Source organism: Thiemannella venezuelensis (assembly GCF_014203605.1).
Taxonomy (GTDB): domain Bacteria; phylum Actinomycetota; class Actinomycetes; order Streptosporangiales; family Streptosporangiaceae; genus Planomonospora_A; species Planomonospora_A venezuelensis.
In genome coordinates, this window is sequence record NZ_JACHJJ010000028.1 from 25,677 (window position 1) to 44,436 (window position 18,760).

Sequence of the window (18,760 nt, forward strand, 5' to 3'; positions counted from 1 at the left end):
CGGGGGCCGGTCCCGCCGGGCGAGCCGCACCCGGCCGCGCGGGGCCCCGTTGCGGCGGCCGCAGCCGGCGCATGTCCGAGCCGTGACCGCGCGGAGCCCCTCCTCAGTCGCCGCCCGGGTCCGCGTACTCCGCCAGCCGGGCGGCCAGCGCCCCGACCTCCGCGCGCAGGCCGTCCGGCTCCAGCACGGTGAACGGCCAGCCCAGACCGGCCAGCATCTGCGCCATCCCGTCCAGCCGCTCGGCCCGCGCCGTCAGCAGCACCCCTCCGGGGGTCCCGGCCAGCGCGGCCGCCTCGGCCGGGATCCGGCGGCGGGCCTCCTCCAGCGTGGTCTCCAGCAGCACCCGCACCTCGTACCGGTACGGCACCGCCGACAGCCCCGCCGCCACGTGCCCGGCCGCGTCGAAGTCCTCCGGGACCGTGAAGGCCCGCTCCGTCCGGACCGCGCCCGCCACCCGGTCCATCCGGAAGGTCCGGACCTCTCCGCTGCGGTGGTCGAAGCCCGCGACGTACCACCGGCCGGAGTGGAAGACGATGCCGTAGGGGTCCAGGTCGCGCTCCGACGGCTCCCCCTTCCACGACCGGTAGGCCAGCCGTACCGTGCACCCCCGCCGGACCGCGTCGGCCAGCGCCAGCAGCGCTCCGGCCCGGGGCGCGCTCACGGCCGCCGGGGCCGCCCGGGTGTGCTCCAGCGTCTGCGAGACCGCCTCGACGCGCTCGCGCAGCGCCTGGGGCAGCACCCGCTGGATCTTCGCCAGCGCGCTCCCGGTCGCCGTCTCCCCCACCGCCAGCCCGGTCCGCCGCCCGGCCAGCAGCCCCAGCACGACGGCCGTGGCCTCGTCGTCGGTGAGCATCAGCGGCGGCAGCCTGTACCCCGGCAGCAGCCGGTAACCGCCGTAGCGGCCCCGCTCGGCCTCGACCGGCACGCCGAGCTCGGCCAGCTTCCCCGCGTAGCGGCGCACCGTGCGCTCGTCCACCTCCAGCCGGGCGGCGAGTTCGGGACCCGTCAGACCGGGACTGGCCTGCAGCAACTCCAGCAGCGCGAGCACACGGGTGACCGTCATGAAATTCCCCTGGAAATCCGGACCGATTCTGCCCGGATTCGATCCTACGGTGGAACCAGACCGGAACGACGGAGGAGAGAGCATGAACGAGCGCACCGACGGCACCGCCCGCTCCCGGGGCAGGGCCGCCTACGTCCTGGTCCCGGGCTTCTGGCTCGGCGGCTGGGCCTGGGAGAAGGTCACCGCGCACCTGCGCGCGGCCGGCCACGACGTGCACCCCGTCACCCTCACCGGGCTCGGTGACCGGGCGCACCTGGCCACCGCCGAGACCGACCTGGAGACCCACATCCAGGACATCGTCAACACCATCGTCTACGCCGACCTGCACGAGGTGGTCCTCGTCGGCCACAGCGGCGGCGGCGCGCCGGTCACCGGAGCCGCCGACCGGATCCCTGAGCGCATCGCCCGGGTCGTCTACATCGAGAGCGGCCCCCTGCCCGACGGCATGGCCCTGATGGACATGAACGAGCCCGAGTGGAGCGCCTTCGTCCGGGAGCGCGTCGCCGGGCAGGGCGGCGGGACCGGCTATCCGCTGATCTCGTGGGAGGAGCAGGAGAAGGCCGGCGCCAGCGTGGAGGGGCTGGGCGAGGCCGAGCGCGAGTGGTTCGCCTCCCGCGCCACGCCGCAGCCGTACGGGAGCATGACCCGGCCGCTGTCCCTCACCGGCGGCGCGGACGGGCTGCCCAAGACGCTGATCACGTGCTCCTTCCCGCTGGAGCAGGTGCACGCGATGATCGCCGCCGGCCACCCGTTCTTCGCCGCGCTGGGCGGCCCGGAGTGGAGCTTCGCCGAGGTCCCCACCGGCCACTGGCCGATGCTCTCCAAGCCCGCCGAGACCGCCGCCGCGCTCGCCGCCCTGGCCGGATGAGCGCGGCGGGGACGGCCGGACGGGGCGGTGGGCCTCAGGTCGCCGAACTCCCCGGCCGCGCCCCTCAGGGACGGGCGGGCTCCCGGTCGGGCGCACCGATCCAGTCGTCGACCGCGGCGAAGGTCTCCCGTGCGATCAGCCGCTGGCCGGCGGCATTGGGATGGAAGTAGTCCCACCCGCTGACGTGCTCCAGCGTGAACCGGTAGTCGAACAGGGCGTTGCCGTCGAACCGGCAGGCAGGGCCGTACGCGGCGCAGACCCGGGCCAGGGCCGTGTTGTAGTCCGCCACCCGGGCGCGCACGCGGTCCCGGCGCGCCCGGTCGGCGGCGGCCATGGAGGTCGGCTTGGCCAGCATGGTCTGGCAGATCCGGGCGACCGACCAGAAACCGCGCGCCACCGGGCTGTCCTTGCCCACCTGCCACAGCCGTTTGAGGTCGGGGATGCTCGCCAGGAGGACCCGCCCGGCGGGCCTGCCCTGCCGGAACAGGCGCAGCGCCTCGGCCACCCGCTGCCGGTAGACCGCGACCGGCGTCATCCTCCGCTCCTCGGACATGCAGGCGTCCTGGGCGCCGATCAGGATCGTCACGTAGTCGGCCCGCCGCGCCACCGCCCGCTCCATCTGGCCGGCGAGGTCGGCGCTGGTCGCCCCGGGGACGGCCAGGTTGACGTTGTTGCCGTCGATCGCCCCGTCCGCGGCGCGCAGCCGCAGGTAGTGGCTGCGCACCTCCGGATGGTCCCCGGCCGTCCAGGACCGCGAGGTGCACGCGACGTACCAGCCGCAGACGTTGAACCCCGCGCTGATCGAATCGCCCAGCGCGGCCATGACCACGGGTCTCCACGGTTCGGCGGCGCTCGCCGCCGCGGGGGTCAGCAGTGCGGCCACGAGGGCCGCCGCCCCTGTGAATGTGGTCACAGTCCTGCGGGTCATGGCGCCTCCGGTCGCGAGATCGCTACTGATCCGGATGTATCACCGCAGGACAGGGACACGCCCGGACTTGACCGACTCCCTTGGTTTCCTTGACACACCGCAGCGGGCGTGCTTGCCCGGGGGCCCCCGTCGAACACGTTCAGTTTCCGCATAGAGTGTTGTGGGTGAGAGTCGCACCCGGACTGACCCGTCCTCTCGTGGTGAGAAGCACCCTCGTCGGAGACCCCGGCGACCTGATCTCGCGACTTCCCGGCACCGCCCCCTACGCCTGGATCAGGCGCGGAGAGGGACTGGTCGCCTGGGGAGAGGCCGCGCGGGTGACGGTGCCCCCGGGCCCCGGCCGCTTCGAGTGGGCCCGCGACCGGCTCTCGGAGATCTTCGACCAGGCGCACGTCGACGACGACGTGCGCGCTCCCGGCTCCGGCCCGGTCGCCTTCGGCTCCTTCACCTTCGACCCGGACTCCCCCGGCTCGGTCCTCGTCGTGCCCCGGACGATCCTCGCCCGCCGCGGCGGCCGGGCCTGGCTCACCACCATCGGCGAGGAGCTCCTCGACCCGGTCGCCCCCATCCGCGACCCCGGCAGGATCCGGTACGGCGACGGCAGCCTGACCGCCCCGGAGTGGGAGCACGCGGTGGCCCAGGCCGTGCGGCGGATCCGCTCCGGCCGCCTGGCGAAGGTCGTCCTCGCCCGCGACCTGACCGCCGTGGCCGAGCGCCCCATCGACGTCCGGCTGCTCCTGTCCCGCCTGGCCGCGCGCTTCCCCGAGTGCTACGCCTTCTCCTGCGCGGGCCTGGTCGGCGCCACCCCGGAGCTGCTGGTCCGCCACACCGGCGAGACCATCGAGTCCCTGGTCCTGGCCGGAACGACCGCCCGCGGCACCGGCACCGCCGACGACGTGGCCCGCGGCGCGGCCCTGTTCGCCTCGGAGAAGGACCGCCAGGAGCACGCCTGCGCGGTGGAGTCGGTCCGCGAGACCCTCGGCCCGCTCTGCGCGGAGCTGAAGGTGCCCGAGGAGCCCGAGCTGCTCGTGCTCCCGAACGTCCAGCACCTGGCCACTCCGGTCACCGGCCGCCTGACCGCGGGGATCTCGGTGCTGGACGTGGTGGCGGCCATGCATCCCACCGCGGCCGTGGGCGGCACTCCCACGCGGACCGCGCTGGAGGTCATCCGCGAGCTGGAGGGCATGGACCGCGCCGGCTACGCCGGGCCGGTCGGCTGGGTCGACGCCCGCGGCGACGGCGAGTGGGGCATCGCCCTGCGCTGCGCCCAGATCTCCGGATCCCGGGCCCGGCTGTTCGCCGGCGGCGGCATCATGGCCGGCTCCGACCCGGCCGCCGAGCTGGCCGAGGCCCAGGCCAAGATCCGCGTCATGCAGTACGCCCTGGAGGGCTGAGGGCCGCCGTGTCCGGCGCGCGCCGGCGAGGACGGCCCTCGGGCCGAAGCATGCGAGCTCCTGGTCGATGACCGGGTGTCGCCCCCACCGACCGGATGGGGGTCGCCGACCGGCGACCCCGGACCGGCGGTCACAGCGCGGCGTATACCGCCTCGACCAGCGCCGTCTTCCGGGGGTCGTCGGAGATCAGCGGTCCCATCCGGTTCATCACGTAGCCGATGGAGACCCCCGCCTCGGGGTCGGCCAGTCCGCACGAGCCGCCGTAGCCGTCGTGGCCGAACGCCCGCGGGTTGGGGCCGTACGAGCCGCGCTCCCCGCTCAGCCAGTAGCCCAGCGCGATCTCGGTCTCGCCGCCGAGGCCCGCGCCGAGCACGAGGTCGACGCAGGCGCCCTGTCCCTGCCGGGCGCGCTCGACGGCTCCGGCCGACAGCAGCCGGTGACCGCCCCAGCTCCCGCCGCACGCCATGACGCCGTACAGCGCGGCCACCGCCCTCGCCGCGCAGAGGACCGGGCGGGAATCCCCTCTTCCGAGGAGGGGCGGTCACGACTCCAGGTAGCGCAGCACGGCGAGCACCCGGCGGCTGTAGCCGGTGACGTGCAGCAGCCCGAGCTTGTCGAAGATCGCGTTGACGTGTTTCTCGACCGCGCTCTGCGAGACGTGCAGCCGCTCGGCGACGGAGGCGTTCGTACGGCCCTGCGCCATCTGGTCGAGCACGTCCCGTTCACGGGGCGTGAGCCTGGCCAGCGGGTCCAGGTGGGTGGTGCGGGCCAGGAGCTGGCGCACCACCTCCGGGTCGAAGGCCGCTCCCCCGGCGCCGACCCGCTCCAGCGCGTCGAGGAAGTCGGCGACCTGCGCCACCCGGTCCTTCAGCAGGTAGCCGACGCCCTCCACCTCACCGCTCATCAGTTCGGTCGCGTAGCGTTTCTCGACGTACTGCGAGAGCACCAGCACGCGGGTCTCCGGCCGGCGGCGGCGGATCTCCAGCACCGCCCGCAGCCCCTCATCGGTGTGGGTCGGCGGCATCCGCACGTCGGCGACCACGATGTCGGGCCCGTGCTCGGCCGCCGCCGCGACGAGCGCCTCGCCGTCGCCGACCGCGGCCGGGACCTCGTGGCCCTCCTCCACCAGCAGCCGGACCAGGCCCTCGCGCAGCAGCGCCGAGTCCTCGGCCAGGATCACCCGCATGGCACCTCCATGACGATCACGGTAGCGGGGCCGGGGGAACGGAGCTCAGCCGCACGGCAGCTCCGCCGCGATCACGGTGGGCCCGCCGGGCGGGCTGTCCACCCGCAGCCGGCCGTCCAGCGCGGCGACCCGCCGGGCCAGGCCGGACAGGCCGCCGCCCGCGGGATCGGCGCCGCCCCGCCCGTCGTCGGCCACCCGCACCACGACCGCCGCACCGCTCCCGGCGGTCTCCAGGCCGACGTCCACGGTGACGGCGCCGGCCCGCGCGTGCTTGACGGCGTTGGTGACCGCCTCGCTGACCACGAAGTAGACGGCCGTCTCCACCGGCCCCGGCGGGCGCCCGCGCAGGCCGTACCGGACCGTGACCGGCACGGCGGCCCGCTCGGCGACGCCGGCCAGCGCGTCCTGCAGGCCGAGGGCGTCCAGACCGCTCGGGTAGACCCGCCAGGCGACCTCCCGCAGCTCGCTCAGGGCCTCCTGCGCCTCGGCGTGGGCCTGGGCGAGCAGTTCGTCGAGCCGTTCGGGCGAGCGGCCCCTGCGGGCCCTGCCGATCAGCACGGCCAGCGCGACCAGGCGCTGCTGGACCCCGTCGTGCAGGTCGCGCTCGATCCGCCGGCGTTCCTGGTCGACGGCGGCCACGGCGCCCGCGCGGGTATCGGCCAGCTCGGCGATGCGGCGCCGGAGCAGTTCGGTGGGGCTGGGGCCGAGCGCCGCCAGGGCGAGCCTGCGCTCCACGGCGACCAGGCCGAGGAACCCCATGATCTCCAGGAAGAGCAGGACCAGCCCGGCGAACGCGATGTAGGCCACCACCCCCGGATCCGGCGGTATGCCGTCGAACGGCTCCCCCCGGCCCCACTGCCAGGCGATCGTCACCCCGGTGCCGATCCCGAAGACCAGGAGCAGCAGGACCGCCGCGGCGAGCAGCCCGAGCGGGACGCGCCGGGCGAGGTAGCCCAGTGCCCGGCGGCCGTCGTAGCCGGAGACCTCCACCCCGCCCAGCAGCTCCAGCCTCCGGGTCTCCAGGGCGGCCAGCCGTACGGCTCCGGCCAGCGCGCGGGGCCTCGCCCGGGCGGAGAGCAGGAGCGGGGCGGCCCCGGCGAGGAAGGCGAGGCCGGCCAGGGCCGAGACGACCCCGAGGGCGAGGCCGGCCAGCGACCCCGCGGCCCGCGCCACCGTCGGACGCGCCACCGTCGAACGCGCCACCGTCGAACGCGCCGCCCGTGCCGTCATCCGGCGTGGTGCTTGCCCTTGCGCCGGTCCACGACCCGGACCCAGATGAAGATCACTATGGCGAGCAGGACGACGCCCAGCACGGCCTTGGAGACGATGCCCATGTACCGCTCGACCAGGTCCCAGTTCTCACCGAGGAGGTACCCGGCCATCACGAAGGCGGTGTTCCAGATGAGGCTCCCCGCCAGGGTGAGGATGGTGAAGATAGAGATCGGCATGCGCTCGACGCCGGCGGGGATCGAGATGAGGCTCCGGAAGATGGGGATCATCCGCCCGAAGAAGACCGTCTTCTTCCCGTGCCTGGCGAACCACGCCTCGGTCTTCTCGATGTCGGAGACGTTGATCAGCGGCAGCCGGGAGGCGATGGCGATCACCCGGTCCCGGCCGAGCAGCGCGCCGACCCCGTAGAGCACCAGCGCGCCGATCACCGAACCCAGCGTCGTCCAGAGCACGGCGTCGAACAGGCCCATGTCCCCCTTGTTGGCGGTGAACCCGGCCAGCGGCAGGATCACCTCGCTCGGCAGCGGGGGGAACAGGTTCTCCAGCGCGATCGCGATCCCCGCCCCGGGCGCTCCCAGGGTCTCCATGAGGTTGATCGCCCACCCGGCGACTCCTGAGACCTCTTCGACAGTCGTTGAACTCATGGCACAAGGCTAGGGACCCGGGGATATGCCGTGCATGAGGCGTGCCGCCAGACTCCCCTGGCGTGCGCCCCAGGCCGGGGGTGCGGAAAACCCCAGGCGCCCGCCGTACGGGCGCACGTTCCGCGCCGGTCGGCGGGACGGTTGGATCATCGTCGATGTTTCCGCACGTCAGAACGGTTGCAGCCCGCTCCCGGCGGCAGCGGTGGGCGGGGCCGGCGGCCCACCGGGGAGAGGCGAAGCCCGCCGCCGCGGCCGTCGGCGGCCGCCCGGGCGCAGGCCGGTGTGACTTATCTCATAGTTTCGCGGAACGCGGGGTGCGGGCCCTGCCCGCGGTTCCGCGACCGCCCGCCCGGCGGCCGGACGATCTAGGCTGTGCGGCGTCCGGACCGCGCGAAGGAGGGCTCATGACCGCAGCAGTGACCCGGGGCACACCATCGGCGCAGCCATGACGACCCCGCACGAGCTCGCACTGCTCAGGCTGGCGGCGCAGCGTCTCGCCGCCCCCGGCCCGGCCACCCCGGCCGAGGCCGTCCGCCTGCTGACCGCCGTGCAGGCGCAGGACTACGCGGGGGCCCTCACCTCGATCGCGCTGCGCACCGCGGAGGGGACCCGCGGGGCCGTCGAGGCCGCGCTCGACGCCGGCGAGATCGTCAGGTCCTGGCCGATGCGCGGCACCCTGCACGTCGTCGCGGCCGAGGACCTGCCCTGGATGCTGGAGACGATGACGCCGCGGATCATCGCCGCCACCCGGGCCCGCCACGCCGAGCTCGGCCTCGACGCCTCCTCCTTCGAGGAGGCCCGCACGCTCGCCGTGGACGCCCTGTCCGGCGGGCGCCGGCTGCGCCGCGACGACCTGATGGCCGTGTGGGACGCCGGCGGCCTGGCCACCAAGGGGCAGCGCGGCTACCACATGCTCGGCCACCTGGCGCAGACCGGAGTCCTCTGCCTCGGGCCGGTGCACGAGAACGAGCAGCTCATCGTGCTCACCGAGGAGTGGATCCCCGCGCCCCGGCGGCCGGAGCGCGAGGAGGCCCTCGGCGAGCTGGCGCTGCGCTACTTCCGCGGCCACGGCCCGGCCACCCTCAAGGACTTCGCCCGGTGGACGAACCTCCTGATGGCCGACGCCCGGACCGGGCTCGCGCTCGCCCTCCCCCGGCTCGCCCGCCTGGAGTCCGGCGGCGCCGAGTACTTCATGGACCCCGCGGCCCCCGAGCTGCTCGACTCCTGCCGGTCCCGCGCGCGCGGCGTCTTCCTGCTCCCCGGGTTCGACGAGTTCATGCTGGGCTACGGCGACCGCGGCGCGGCGCTGCCCGCCGAGTTCGCCGGCCGCATCGTGCCGGGCGGCAACGGCGTGTTCCGGCCCACCGTGGTGAGCGACGGCCGGGTCGTGGGGACCTGGAATCACACCGGCCGCGGCGCGAGGCGCACCCTGGCCGCGGCGCCGTTCACCGCGTTCTCCGACGAGGTCGCCGAGGAGCTCCCCCGGCTCTACGCCGCCCTGCCGTGACCTCCCCGCCGTGACGCTCCCGCCCGTCCCTGCGGGCGGGAGCCGGCCTCAGCCGCCCTCCTGCCGGAGATGGACCGCCTCCCCCGGCTCGACGTCCGCGCGGCCGGCCGTCAGCGTGGCGACCCAGTCGGGGAAGGCCGCCAGCTCCGGCTCGCGCACCGCCACCTCCAGCCCCACCCGCGCGCCGTAGCGGACTCCCCTGACCTCGTACGGCGAGGCCCGGAGGCTGTTCTCCAGCCGCCCGGCCAGGACGTGGTCCACCGTCACCGTCATGACCCTCGCGGGCACCATCGTCACCGGGACCGCCAGGTCCAGGGTCTTGGCGACCGCGCCGCCGTAGGCGCGCACCAGCCCGCCCGCGCCGAGTTTCACCCCGCCGAAGTAGCGCGTGACCACCGCCACCACGTCGCCGATCCCCCGGCGCAGCAGCGTCTCCAGCATCGGCGCCCCGGCCGTGCCCCCGGGCTCGCCGTCGTCGTCGGAGCGCTGGACCCGCCGGTCACCGCCGATCACGTAGGCCGAGCAGTTGTGCGTGGCGTCGGCGTGCAGCTCCTTGCGCCCGGCGACGACCGCGCGGGCGTCCTCCTCCGCGGAGACCGGGACCAGCAGGCAGATGAACCGCGACCCCTTGATCTCGATCTCGTGCTCGATCTGCTCATCCAGCGTCAGGTACGGCTCGGCCACCCTCGCAGGGTACCGGCGGGGCCAAAGGGCCGTGAGCCGGGCGGCCTCCCCTCCAGGCGGGAGCCGCCCGGTGGGGAGCACCGGTCCGTCCCGGCGGGAGAGCACCGCGACGCCGCCTCCCCGGCCCGCCCGGAGCCTCGCTTCCGTTGTGGCGGCGTGATTGGCTTGCCGGACCGGTGATGTCCGGACCGGTGATGTCCGGACCGGCCCGCTTCCTTTACAATGTAGATTCATTCTGGAGGCCATGATGACCGAACAGCTCGACGCGATGCCCACCGACTGGCAGCGGGCCCTGGCGATCGTGGCCCATCCCGACGACCTGGAGTACGGCACGGCCGCCGCGATCGCGGGCTGGACCGACGAGCGCCGCGAGGTCTCCTACCTGCTGGTCACCCGCGGCGAGGCCGGGATCGCCACCATGGACCCGGTCAAGGCCGCCGCCGTGCGCGAGCGCGAGCAGCGGGCCAGCGCCGAGGTGGTCGGGGTGACCTCGGTGGAGTTCCTCGACCACCCGGACGGGGTGATCGAGTACGGTCCGGCGCTGCGCAGGGACCTCGCCGCGGCGATCAGGAGGCACCGGCCCGAGCTGGTGCTGACCATCAACCACCACGACACCTGGGGCGGAGTCGCCTGGAACACCCCCGACCACCGGGCGGTCGGCCGGGCCGTCCTGGACGCCGCCGGCGACGCGGGCAACCGGTGGATCTTCCCCGAGCTGTCCGCCGGCGGGCTGACCCCCTGGGACGGCGTGCGCTGGGTGGCCGTGAGCGGCTCCCCCCGCCCGACCCACGCCGTCGAGGTGAGCGGCGGCGTGGAGCGCGCGGTCCGCTCCCTGCTGGAGCACCGCACCTACATCGAGGCGCTCACCGACGAGGAACCGGAGGGCTACTGCCGCGCCTTCGTCGACCAGGTCACCTCCGCGGCCGCCGCCCGCTTCGGCGGCCGCCCGGCCGTCGCCTTCGAGCTGTTCCCCCGCTGACCGCCCGCGCCCTCAGGGCGTCACCGGCGGCTCGTCGCGGCCCAGCTCGTGGGTGAGCTGCTCCAGCTCCGCTCCTCCGGCCATCAGGGAGGTGAGCTCCTGGCGGGTGACGTCCGCCCTGCCGTACTCGCCCATGCTCGCGCCCCGGTTGAGCAGCAGGAAGCGGTCGCCGACCGGGTAGGCGTGGTGCGGGTTGTGCGTGATGAACACCACGCCGAGGCCGCGGTCGCGGGCCCGGGCGATGTAGCGCAGCACCACTCCGGCCTGCTTGACGCCCAGCGCGGAGGTCGGCTCGTCCAGGATGAGCACCCGGGCGCCGAAGTGCACCGCGCGGGCGATGGCCACGGACTGGCGCTCGCCGCCGGACAGGGTGCCCACCGGCTGGTCGACGTCGCGGATGTCGATGCCCATGGAACGCAGCTCCTCGCGGACCGTCCGCCTGGCGCGGGCCGCGTCGAGCCTGCGCAGCGGGCCCCGGCCCCGGGTCGGCTCGGAGCCGAGGAAGAAGTTCCGCCAGACCGACATCAGCGGGATCATCGCCAGGTCCTGGTAGACGGTGGCGATGCCCCGGTCCAGGGCGTCGCGGGGGCCGGCGAAGGCGGCGGGAGCCCCGTCGACCAGGTACGCGCCCGAGTCGGGCGGGTGCACACCCGACAGGATCTTGATGAGCGTGGACTTGCCCGCCCCGTTGTCGCCGAGCACGCAGGTGACCTCGCCCGCGTGCACCCGGGTCGAGACGTCGCGCAGCGCGATCACGCCGCCGAAGGTCTTGCCGCAGCCGCGGGTCTCCAGCAGCGGTACGGCGGAGCCCGTCCCTCCCGCCCCGGGCGAGGCCTTCCCCGCCTCCTCCGTCCCGGCGGGCGCCTTGTCCACCGCTCCGTGCGCCGCCTCGTCCGTCCCGGTCAATGCCGCACCTCCTCGGCGTAGCGGCGGACCAGGCGGTTGGCGAGGGTGGCCAGCAGCAGCATCGCGCCCAGGAAGAACGTGAACCAGTCGGCGTCCCAGCCGGCGAAGACGATGCCCTTGTCGGCCATGCCGAAGATCACGGCTCCGATGGACGCGCCGACCGCCGAGCCGTACCCGCCGGTGAGCAGGCAGCCGCCGATCACCGCCGCGATGATGTAGACGAACTCCTGGCCCAGTCCCGCGTTGGCCTGCACCGAGGTGAAGCGCAGCGCCAGGATCGAGCCGACCAGCCAGGCGGCCCCGGCGGTGGTCATGAACAGTGCGATCTTCGTGCGCCCGGCGGGCACGCCGACCGCGCGGGCGGCCCGCTCGTCGCCGCCCACCGCGAAGATCCAGTTTCCCGCCCTGGTCCGCATGAGCACCCAGGTGGCCAGCGCGGTGACGCCCAGCCACCACAGGATCGCCACCCGGAAGTCGGCTCCGCCGAGCGAGACCGTCCCGGCCAGCGCGGCCCGCGCCTGCTCGTACCCCTCGGCCCGGCGCAGCCCGCCCACCTGGACGGTCCCGGTGAGCGCCTTGGTGACGCCCAGGTTGATCCCCTGCAGCATCAGGAACGTGCCGAGGGTGACGATGAAGCTCGGCAGCCCGGTGCGGACCACGATCAGCCCGTTGAGGAACCCCACCAGCAGCGCCGCGGCGAGGGCGGCGAGCATCGCCACCGGGATCGCGAAGCCGTACCGGGTGGCGAGGATGACCGTGATCAGGCCGGTGGTGCCGGTGAGAACCCCGGCCGACAGGTCGAACTCGCCGCCGATCATCAGCAGCGCGATGGCGACCGCCATGATGCCGAGGGTGGAGGCCGGATCCAGCCAGTTGGCCACCCCGGCGACCGAGCGGAACGTCTCCGACCGGCTCGCGAAGAACGCGAACACCACGACCGCGCCGACCACCGCGCCCAGCTCGGGGCGGATCAGCAGCCGCCGGACCAGGCCGGTCCCGGCGAGCCGTTCGTCGGCCGCGACGGTCACCTGGTGCCGCTCTCGGCGAGTTCGGCGACCTGCGCGGCGTTGTCCTTCGTCACGAACCCGGGGCCGGTGTTCACCGGCAGGCCGCCGCCGACGGTGTTGAGGTTGTCCTTGTAGAGGGTGAGGAAGGTGATCGGCAGCCAGCCCTGCAGGTACTGCTGCTGGTCCACGGCGAACAGGATCTCGCCGTCCTGGATGGCGGCCACCACGTCGCCCGAGAGGTCGAACGTGCCGACCCCGGCCTTCGAGCCGGTGTCGGCGACGGCGTCGCGGGCGGCGATGGCGACGGCCGGGTTCAGCGCGAGCACGCCGTCGATCGAGGTGTCGGACTGGAGCCTGGCCGCGATCTTCGAGGTGGCGTCGGCGAGGTTGCCCACGTCCACCTGGAGCCGCTCGACGGTGCCGCCCAGCCCCTCGGTGGCGCCGTTGCAGCGCTGGTCCAGGCCGACGTTGCCGGCCTCGTGGATCACGCAGAGCAGCTTGCCCACGCCCGCGGCCTTGAGCTGCTCCCCCGCGCCCCGCCCGGCCACGTCCTCGGACTGGCCGACGTGGGTGATCGCGCCGAACTCCCGGGAGCGGTCGGCCCCCGAGTTGATGGTGATCACCGGGATCCCCGCGGTCACGGCCTTGCCGATCGACTCCTTCAGCGCGTCCGGGTTGGCCATGGAGACCACGATGCCGTCGGCCTTCTGGCTCACGGCCTGGTCGATGAGCTGGGACTGCCGGGCCGGATCCCCGTCGCCCTGGTAGCTCACCGTGACGCCGTACCGCTGCGCGGCGGCCTCGGCGCCGTTCTTGACCACGTCCCAGAAGGCGTCGCCGGAGGCCGCGTGGGTGATGACCGCGAAGTTCCCGCCGCCGGCCGCCGGAGCCGTGCCCGCCGGAGCGCTCGACGGCCCCGCCTGGCCCTGCCCGCCCTGCCCCGACGAGCAGCCGCTCAGCGCGGAGAATCCCAGCATGGCCGCTATGACCAGCCCTGTCGCCCGCTTCATGGGTAGCCCTCCCGCGTCGTCCCGCTGGAACCCCCCGTGCATGGTTTGTAACCGCGGGACACCGTGCTGTCAATGCTTTGTCGTGACATTAGGACTTATGCCGCTCCGCGGGATCGACCGCGGGCACGCTCCGGGGCACCCGGGGCGGACCGGCTCCGCGGGACCGGGCGGGTCCCGGCGCGGCGCCCCGGTCTTCATCGTCATGTCACGGCGTGCGCCGGCGCCGTTCCGTACTCGTTAACCGGTCCTTAGCGTGGTGTCACGATGATCGAGCGCCGATCAGCCCGACCCTCACCGTGGAGGCGCCATGCGTCCCCTGTCACGACTCTCCCTGGCCGCCCTGGCCGCGTGCCTGGCGGTCACCGCCCTGCCCGCGGTCCGCACCGCCCAGGCCTCCGGCGTGCCCGCCGTACGTCCCGAGGTGGAGACCCCCGCCCTCTTCGACGACGAGGCGGGAGGCGGCGCCAACGGCGACGACCCGGCGATCTGGGTCCATCCCACCAGGCCGGGCAGGAGCGTCGTGGTCGCCACCGCCAAGGAGGGCGGCCTGTACGCCTACGACCTCAGGGGGCGGCTGCTCCAGCACGTCCCGGCCCCCGCCGCTCCCGGCAGGGACGACGAGCCCGGCCGGTTCAACAACGGCGACATCGTCTACGGCTTCGGCGGCAGGGACCTGGCCGTGGTCTCCGACCGGGGCCGCGACCAGATCCGCTTCTACGCCGTCGACCCGGCGCGCGCCGGCGCCGGCCGCGCCCCGCTGACCGACGTCACCGACCCCGCGGCGCCGTTCGTGTTCAACACCACCCAGGAGCAGGTCAACAAGGCCGAGACCGCCTACGGCCTGGCCGCCTGGAAGGACTCCACCGGCACCTACGTCCTGGTCAGCCAGAGGCACCGGACCACCGTCGCGCTGCTGAAGCTCAAGACCGCCCCCGGCGGGAGGATCGGCTACGACAAGGTCCGCCAGATCAGCCTGCCCTCCTCCTTCGACCTGCCCGGCGGCGCCACCTGGAGCCCCTGCCTGGAGCCGGACGAACTCCCCCAGGTGGAGGGCATGGTCGTCGACGTCCAGCGGGACGTGCTCTACGCCGCCCAGGAGACGGTCGGCATCTGGAGGATGCGCGCCGACCTGACCGGCGAGCCGGTGCTGATGGACAAGGTGCGCGGGTACGGGGTGCCGGGCACCTACGACCCCGGGACCGAGGAGTGCACCTTCGGCGAGGACCCCGGCCTCGGCGGCGAGCACCTCACGGCCGACGCCGAGGGCCTGACCATCTACTACCGCGCGGGCGGCAAGGGCTACCTGCTGGCCTCCAGCCAGGGTGACGACACCTTCTCGGTCTACCGGCGCGAGGGCTCCAACGCCCACCTCGGGCGGTTCCGCGTCCGCGCCGCCGGAGGCGTCGACGGCGTCGAGCACAGCGACGGCGCGATGGTGCTGAACGTGCCGCTCGGCGGAGAGTTCGACAAGGGCGTCCTGGTCGTCCACGACGGCGCCAACCTCCCCGCCGACGGCGACCGGGAGAACACGAACTTCAAGTTCGTCGGATGGGACGAGGTCGCCGATCTGCACGACCTGGCCGTCGACACCGACGGCTGGCACCCCCGCCGCTGACCTCGCGCCGGCGCCCCGCGGCGGCTCTCCGGACCGCGACCGCCCCATGGCGGTCCTCCGGATCGCGACCGCCGCGGGGCGCCGCGTCGTTCCGCAGCGGTCCGGGGAACACCGCGGAACACTAACGCCGGGCGGCGTTTCCACGCAGGGCCAGGGCGACGCAGAGCATCGTCACCCCGTGCCACATGCCGCCGGTGTAACTGCCGGTCTGGCTGACCGGCGCCCACACCGACAGGGCCAGGCCGAGGGCCATCACGGCGAACTGGGAGAGGGCGATCAGCGCTCCCACCCAGGCGGGAAGGACGCGGGCGCGGGCGGTGGCGACGCCGAAGGCCACCAGGCCGGTGGAGAACAGCAGGGGGCCCACGGGGAACGCGACGACGGCCACGGCCCCGTGGCCCAGGAGCACTCCCACGGTCCCGACGGTCGCGGCCGCCGTACCCGCCAGGGTGACGGCCAGCGCGGCGGCCGCGAACCGCCCCGTCCGGTGGGACTGCGCCCGCTGGACCCCGGCCAGGACCGCGCCGAACAGGACCCAGGGCACCTGGACCAGCGCGTCGCGGTAGGACTGCGGCGGCGGGCTCACCAGGGACTCGATCCCCAGGGCGAACCAGCAGGCCGCGCTCACCAGGGCCGCCGCGACGAACGGCCGGCCCTTCGCGGCCGCCGCCGCGGCGGTCCCCGCGCCCTCCGCGCCCTCCGTGCTCCCCGGACCCCCCGTGCCCCTCGTGGCCCCCGTGCCCCTCGTGCTTCCCGCGGTCCCCGTGGTCCCCGTGGACCTGGCGGTCCTCGCGAGCGTCTCCCGGTGGGGATGTCCACCTGTCATGTCGTCTCTCCTCACAGTGGTGTTCCGGGCAGGTGTTCCGAGCACGTCCCACGATCGCGGTGGGGACGGCCGGGCCACATGAGCCAGGCATCACGGTCATCTCGGGACTTCTCGTCCTATGACGTCGGGACCGGCAGGTGGCACGATGCCGCTCATGCACTCCCGGACAACCGCCCGGCCCGCCTGGCCGGGCACCGCCGTCGCCACCGGCCTCCTCGTGCTCGTCGCGGGCGCCCTGGCCGTCGAGCCCCGGCTCCGGGAACTGGGCGTGACCGGCTTCGTCGAGCGGTTCGACGCGTTCCGCGCCGTGGGGGCGCTCGCCTTCGGCCTGCCGGGCGCCCTGGTCGTCACCCACCGCCCGGGGAGCCTGATCGGCCGCCTGATGCTCGGCGTCGGCGCCGTCCAGGCGGTCTCCCTGGCCATGGGGGCCTACGGCCTGCTCGGCATCAACGACCCCGGCCTCGGCCTGCCCCTGGCCGACCCGCTGATGTGGTTGTCGAACTGGCTGTGGGCACCCGCGTACCTGACCGTGCCGACGCTGTTCCTGCTGCTGTTCCCGGACGGCGCCCTGCCCTCGCGGCGGTGGCGGCCGGCCGCGGCGCTCGCCGCCGCCGCCGTCGCGTCGGCCACGCTCGGCTGGGCGCTGCTGCCGGTGGCCGAGGTCGACGTGGCGGGGATGTTCCCGCCCGGTCATACCGGGGTGGTACCGGTCCTGCCGTGGCTGGCCCCTCCCCTGCAGGCGGCGGGGCTGGTGCTCGGCGGCTGCGCGACGGCCGCCGCCGTCGCGTCCCTGGTCCACCGGCACCGCACCGCCTCGGGCGCGGTGCGCAGGCAGGTGCAGTGGGTGCTGGCGGCCGGGATCGTCACCGTCGCCCTGCTGGGGACGGCGCTGACGTCCCCGCCCGGCGGGCCGCTCCTGCTCACGCTGGCGCCGGTCCCCCTGCCCGCGGCGATCGCCGTCGCGGTGGCCCGCCACCGGCTCTGGGACGTCGACCTGCTGCTCGCGCGCACGCTGACCCTCTCCGCCCTCACCGCGACCCTGCTGGCCGCCTACGCGGGCTGCGTGCTGGCGCTGGGCCGGTACCTCGACGCCGGGGACGGCCTGTCCCCGGCGGGCGTGGCCGTCGCGGCGGCCCTCGTCCAGCCGGCGTACACGCGGATCCACGCCCGCGCCAACCAGCTGGTCTTCGGCGACCGCGACGATCCGGTGGCCGCGCTGCGCCGCCTGGGCGCCCGGCTCTCCGGGACGGGCGACCCCGGCGAGCTCCTCGGCCAGGTCGCCGAGTCCGTCGGCCGTACGCTGCGCGTCCGCCACGTGGCGGTCGAGGAGGACGGCGCCGTCGTCGCGGAGTGGGGCGGACCGGGCGGTCCCGCCGAGCGCGTCCCCCTCCGCCACCGCGGCCGGGAGATCGGCGCCCTCGTCGTGGGCGAACCGCTCCGGAGCCGGGACCGGGCGGTCCTGGCCGAGCTGGCCCCGCACGTCGCGGTGACGGTCCGCGCGCACCGCCTCGGCGCCGACCTCGCCCGCTCCCACCAGCGCCTGCTCGCCGCCCGCGAGGAGGAGCGCAGCCGGCTCCTGCGCGAACTGCACGACGGCGTCGGCCCTACGCTCGCGGCCCTCGCCTTCCAGGCCGACCGGGGCCGCAGGCTGGTCGCCGGGCGCTCGCCCGAGGCCGAGCGGCTCCTGGACGATCTGGCCGCCCGGATCCGCTCGACGGTGGCGGACGTCCGCGCCATCGTCGACGATCTGCGCCCGCCGCCCCTGGACGGTCTCGGCCTGGCGGGCGCGCTGGCGGAACTGGGGCGCGGCTTCGCCGGGAGCCTGGCCGTCGAGGTGGACGCGGGCGGCGGCCTGCCCCCGATCCCGGCCGCGGTCGAACTGGCCGCGTACCGGATCGCCGCGGAGGCCCTCTCCAACGCGGCGCGGCACGCCGGGGCGTCCCGCTGCGCGATCCGGCTGCGCGCGGGCCGGGAGCTGGAGATCCGGGTCGACGACGACGGCGCGGGCGTGCCCGAGCGGCCGCGCGCCGGGGTCGGCCTGGGTTCGATGCGCCGCCGCGCGGCCGAGCTGGGCGGCTCCTTCGAGATCCGGCCCGCGCCGGGCGGCGGGACCGGCGTCCTGGTACGGCTCCCGCTCCAGGAGGCGGCGCCCGGCCGGGCCGTACGGACGCCCGGCCTGCCGGTACCGTCGTCCCCCGGGGATACGGCCCGGCCGCCGGCCGCGCACGGGGCGCGGCCCCCGCTGGAGGAGGCGTGATGACCAGGGTCGTCGTGGTCGAGGACCACCCGATGTTCGCCGAGGGGCTCATCGGGCTGCTCGGCGACCTCGACGGCGTGGAGGTCGCCGGGCACGCCGCCACCGGCGAGGAGGCGGTCGCCCTGGTGGAGGCCGCGCTTCCGGATGTGGTCCTGATGGACCTGCACCTGCCGGGGATCAGCGGGATCGAGGCGACCCGGATCATCCGGGCACGCCATCCCGGCGTGGCGGTGCTGGCCCTGACGATGCTCTCGGACGACGCCACGATCCTGGAGGCCGTCCGGGCCGGAGCCCGCGGCTACCTGCTGAAGGAGGCCACCCCGGCCGAGATCGCCCGCTCCCTGGCCGCGGTCGCCGCCGGACAGGTCGTCTTCGGCGGCGGCGCGGGAGACCGGGTGCTGGCGGCGCTGTCGGACTCCCGCGCCGGGGCCCGCCCGCTGCCCGAGCTGACCGACCGGGAGGCGGAGGTGCTCTCGCTGGTCGCGACCGGCCTGACCAACCACGCGATCGCCGGGCGGCTGTTCCTCAGTGAGAAGACCGTGCGCAACCACGTGTCGAACATCTTCGCCAAGCTCGGCGTGGGCGACCGCGCCGCCGCCGTCGCCCGCGCCCGCGATGCCGGGCTCGGGGCCCGGCGGCCTCCCGCCGGGTGACCC

At 75.0% G+C, this 18,760-nt stretch carries 18 protein-coding genes; 7 read left to right on the forward strand and 11 right to left on the reverse strand.

Annotated elements, in window-relative coordinates; translation table 11 throughout:
- Positions 1-103: 103 nt before the first annotated feature.
- Positions 104-1,063, reverse strand: a complete 960-nt coding sequence (locus FHS22_RS30900; protein WP_184947603.1) for a helix-turn-helix transcriptional regulator — start codon at positions 1,061-1,063, stop codon at positions 104-106.
- 82 nt (positions 1,064-1,145) lie between these two features.
- Here FHS22_RS30900 and FHS22_RS30905 point away from each other — a divergent pair, with 82 nt between their 5' ends.
- Complete coding sequence (locus FHS22_RS30905) at positions 1,146-1,931, forward strand: alpha/beta fold hydrolase (RefSeq protein WP_184947605.1); 786 nt, start codon at positions 1,146-1,148, stop codon at positions 1,929-1,931.
- Between the two features lie 64 nt (positions 1,932-1,995).
- Here FHS22_RS30905 and FHS22_RS30910 read toward each other — a convergent pair whose 3' ends face one another.
- Positions 1,996-2,844, reverse strand: a complete 849-nt coding sequence (locus FHS22_RS30910) for a GDSL-type esterase/lipase family protein (protein ID WP_338048030.1) — start codon at positions 2,842-2,844, stop codon at positions 1,996-1,998.
- A 179-nt stretch (positions 2,845-3,023) separates the two neighbouring features.
- Here FHS22_RS30910 and FHS22_RS30915 point away from each other — a divergent pair, with 179 nt between their 5' ends.
- Positions 3,024-4,253 (forward strand): isochorismate synthase, encoded by a 1,230-nt coding sequence (locus tag FHS22_RS30915; protein WP_184947608.1) that lies wholly within the window; start codon positions 3,024-3,026, stop codon positions 4,251-4,253.
- A 130-nt stretch (positions 4,254-4,383) separates the two neighbouring features.
- Here FHS22_RS30915 and FHS22_RS30920 read toward each other — a convergent pair whose 3' ends face one another.
- The 4 genes from FHS22_RS30920 to FHS22_RS30935 are packed head-to-tail and all read right to left on the reverse strand — an operon-like array spanning position 4,384 to position 7,313.
- On the reverse strand, positions 4,384-4,740 hold the full coding sequence (locus tag FHS22_RS30920) for a serine hydrolase (RefSeq protein ID WP_221474333.1): 357 nt from the start codon (positions 4,738-4,740) through the stop codon (positions 4,384-4,386).
- Between the two features lie 54 nt (positions 4,741-4,794).
- Entirely contained in the window at positions 4,795-5,439 is a 645-nt protein-coding gene (locus tag FHS22_RS30925) for a response regulator (RefSeq protein WP_184947610.1), read from the reverse strand.
- Between the two features lie 45 nt (positions 5,440-5,484).
- Complete coding sequence (locus FHS22_RS30930; RefSeq protein ID WP_338048031.1) at positions 5,485-6,627, reverse strand: sensor histidine kinase; 1,143 nt, start codon at positions 6,625-6,627, stop codon at positions 5,485-5,487.
- A gap of 38 nt (positions 6,628-6,665) precedes the next feature.
- Positions 6,666-7,313, reverse strand: coding sequence for a DedA family protein (locus FHS22_RS30935; protein WP_184947613.1), 648 nt, complete (start codon positions 7,311-7,313; stop codon positions 6,666-6,668).
- 445 nt (positions 7,314-7,758) lie between these two features.
- Here FHS22_RS30935 and FHS22_RS30940 point away from each other — a divergent pair, with 445 nt between their 5' ends.
- A complete protein-coding gene (locus tag FHS22_RS30940; protein ID WP_184947615.1) occupies positions 7,759-8,820 on the forward strand; it encodes a winged helix DNA-binding domain-containing protein in 1,062 nt (353 codons plus the stop codon).
- Positions 8,821-8,868: 48 nt separating this feature from the next.
- On the opposite strand, the gene FHS22_RS30945 is transcribed toward FHS22_RS30940, so the two are convergent.
- Positions 8,869-9,504 carry a YigZ family protein gene (locus tag FHS22_RS30945; protein WP_338048032.1) on the reverse strand — a complete coding sequence of 212 codons (636 nt, stop codon included), beginning with the start codon at positions 9,502-9,504 and terminating at the stop codon, positions 8,869-8,871.
- Between the two features lie 247 nt (positions 9,505-9,751).
- Here FHS22_RS30945 and FHS22_RS30950 point away from each other — a divergent pair, with 247 nt between their 5' ends.
- Positions 9,752-10,483, forward strand: a complete 732-nt coding sequence (locus FHS22_RS30950) for a PIG-L deacetylase family protein (protein WP_184947743.1) — start codon at positions 9,752-9,754, stop codon at positions 10,481-10,483.
- Positions 10,484-10,495: 12 nt separating this feature from the next.
- On the opposite strand, the gene FHS22_RS30955 is transcribed toward FHS22_RS30950, so the two are convergent.
- The 3 genes from FHS22_RS30955 to FHS22_RS30965 all read right to left on the reverse strand — a co-directional run bounded on the left by FHS22_RS30955 (position 10,496) and on the right by FHS22_RS30965 (position 13,406).
- Positions 10,496-11,278 (reverse strand): ATP-binding cassette domain-containing protein, encoded by a 783-nt coding sequence (locus FHS22_RS30955; RefSeq protein ID WP_260408467.1) that lies wholly within the window; start codon positions 11,276-11,278, stop codon positions 10,496-10,498.
- 107 nt (positions 11,279-11,385) lie between these two features.
- Positions 11,386-12,417: an ABC transporter permease gene (locus tag FHS22_RS30960; RefSeq protein WP_184947619.1), complete on the reverse strand. Its 1,032-nt coding sequence runs from the start codon at positions 12,415-12,417 to the stop codon at positions 11,386-11,388.
- Positions 12,414-13,406: a sugar ABC transporter substrate-binding protein gene (locus FHS22_RS30965; protein ID WP_184947621.1), complete on the reverse strand. Its 993-nt coding sequence runs from the start codon at positions 13,404-13,406 to the stop codon at positions 12,414-12,416. Before FHS22_RS30965 ends, FHS22_RS30960 begins: the two co-directional genes overlap by 4 nt.
- 307 nt (positions 13,407-13,713) lie before the next feature.
- Here FHS22_RS30965 and FHS22_RS30970 point away from each other — a divergent pair, with 307 nt between their 5' ends.
- Entirely contained in the window at positions 13,714-15,021 is a 1,308-nt protein-coding gene (locus tag FHS22_RS30970) for a phytase (RefSeq protein WP_184947623.1), read from the forward strand.
- A 121-nt stretch (positions 15,022-15,142) separates the two neighbouring features.
- Here the strand turns inward: FHS22_RS30970 and FHS22_RS30975 are convergent, their stop codons facing one another.
- Positions 15,143-15,847: a hypothetical protein gene (locus tag FHS22_RS30975; RefSeq protein WP_184947625.1), complete on the reverse strand. Its 705-nt coding sequence runs from the start codon at positions 15,845-15,847 to the stop codon at positions 15,143-15,145.
- 154 nt (positions 15,848-16,001) lie between these two features.
- Here FHS22_RS30975 and FHS22_RS30980 point away from each other — a divergent pair, with 154 nt between their 5' ends.
- Positions 16,002-18,104 carry a sensor histidine kinase gene (locus tag FHS22_RS30980; protein WP_184947627.1) on the forward strand — a complete coding sequence of 701 codons (2,103 nt, stop codon included), beginning with the start codon at positions 16,002-16,004 and terminating at the stop codon, positions 18,102-18,104.
- Positions 18,104-18,757: a response regulator gene (locus FHS22_RS30985; protein WP_184947629.1), complete on the forward strand. Its 654-nt coding sequence runs from the start codon at positions 18,104-18,106 to the stop codon at positions 18,755-18,757. Before FHS22_RS30980 ends, FHS22_RS30985 begins: the two co-directional genes overlap by 1 nt.
- Positions 18,758-18,760 lie beyond the last annotated feature (3 nt).

Excerpts from the sequence above, each read along its gene's own strand:
- FHS22_RS30900 (WP_184947603.1), bottom strand. The coding sequence starts at position 1,063 with ATGACGGTCACCCGTGTGCTCGCGCTGCTGGAGTTGCTGCAGGCCAGT.
- FHS22_RS30975 (WP_184947625.1), bottom strand. The coding sequence starts at position 15,847 with ATGACAGGTGGACATCCCCACCGGGAGACGCTCGCGAGGACCGCCAGG.
- FHS22_RS30905 (WP_184947605.1), top strand. The coding sequence starts at position 1,146 with ATGAACGAGCGCACCGACGGCACCGCCCGCTCCCGGGGCAGGGCCGCC.
- FHS22_RS30925 (WP_184947610.1), bottom strand. The coding sequence starts at position 5,439 with ATGCGGGTGATCCTGGCCGAGGACTCGGCGCTGCTGCGCGAGGGCCTG.
- FHS22_RS30970 (WP_184947623.1), top strand. The coding sequence starts at position 13,714 with ATGCGTCCCCTGTCACGACTCTCCCTGGCCGCCCTGGCCGCGTGCCTG.
- FHS22_RS30940 (WP_184947615.1), top strand. The coding sequence starts at position 7,759 with ATGACGACCCCGCACGAGCTCGCACTGCTCAGGCTGGCGGCGCAGCGT.
- FHS22_RS30980 (WP_184947627.1), top strand. The coding sequence starts at position 16,002 with ATGCACTCCCGGACAACCGCCCGGCCCGCCTGGCCGGGCACCGCCGTC.
- FHS22_RS30950 (WP_184947743.1), top strand. The coding sequence starts at position 9,752 with ATGACCGAACAGCTCGACGCGATGCCCACCGACTGGCAGCGGGCCCTG.
- FHS22_RS30985 (WP_184947629.1), top strand. The coding sequence starts at position 18,104 with ATGACCAGGGTCGTCGTGGTCGAGGACCACCCGATGTTCGCCGAGGGG.
- FHS22_RS30965 (WP_184947621.1), bottom strand. The coding sequence starts at position 13,406 with ATGAAGCGGGCGACAGGGCTGGTCATAGCGGCCATGCTGGGATTCTCC.
- FHS22_RS30935 (WP_184947613.1), bottom strand. The coding sequence starts at position 7,313 with ATGAGTTCAACGACTGTCGAAGAGGTCTCAGGAGTCGCCGGGTGGGCG.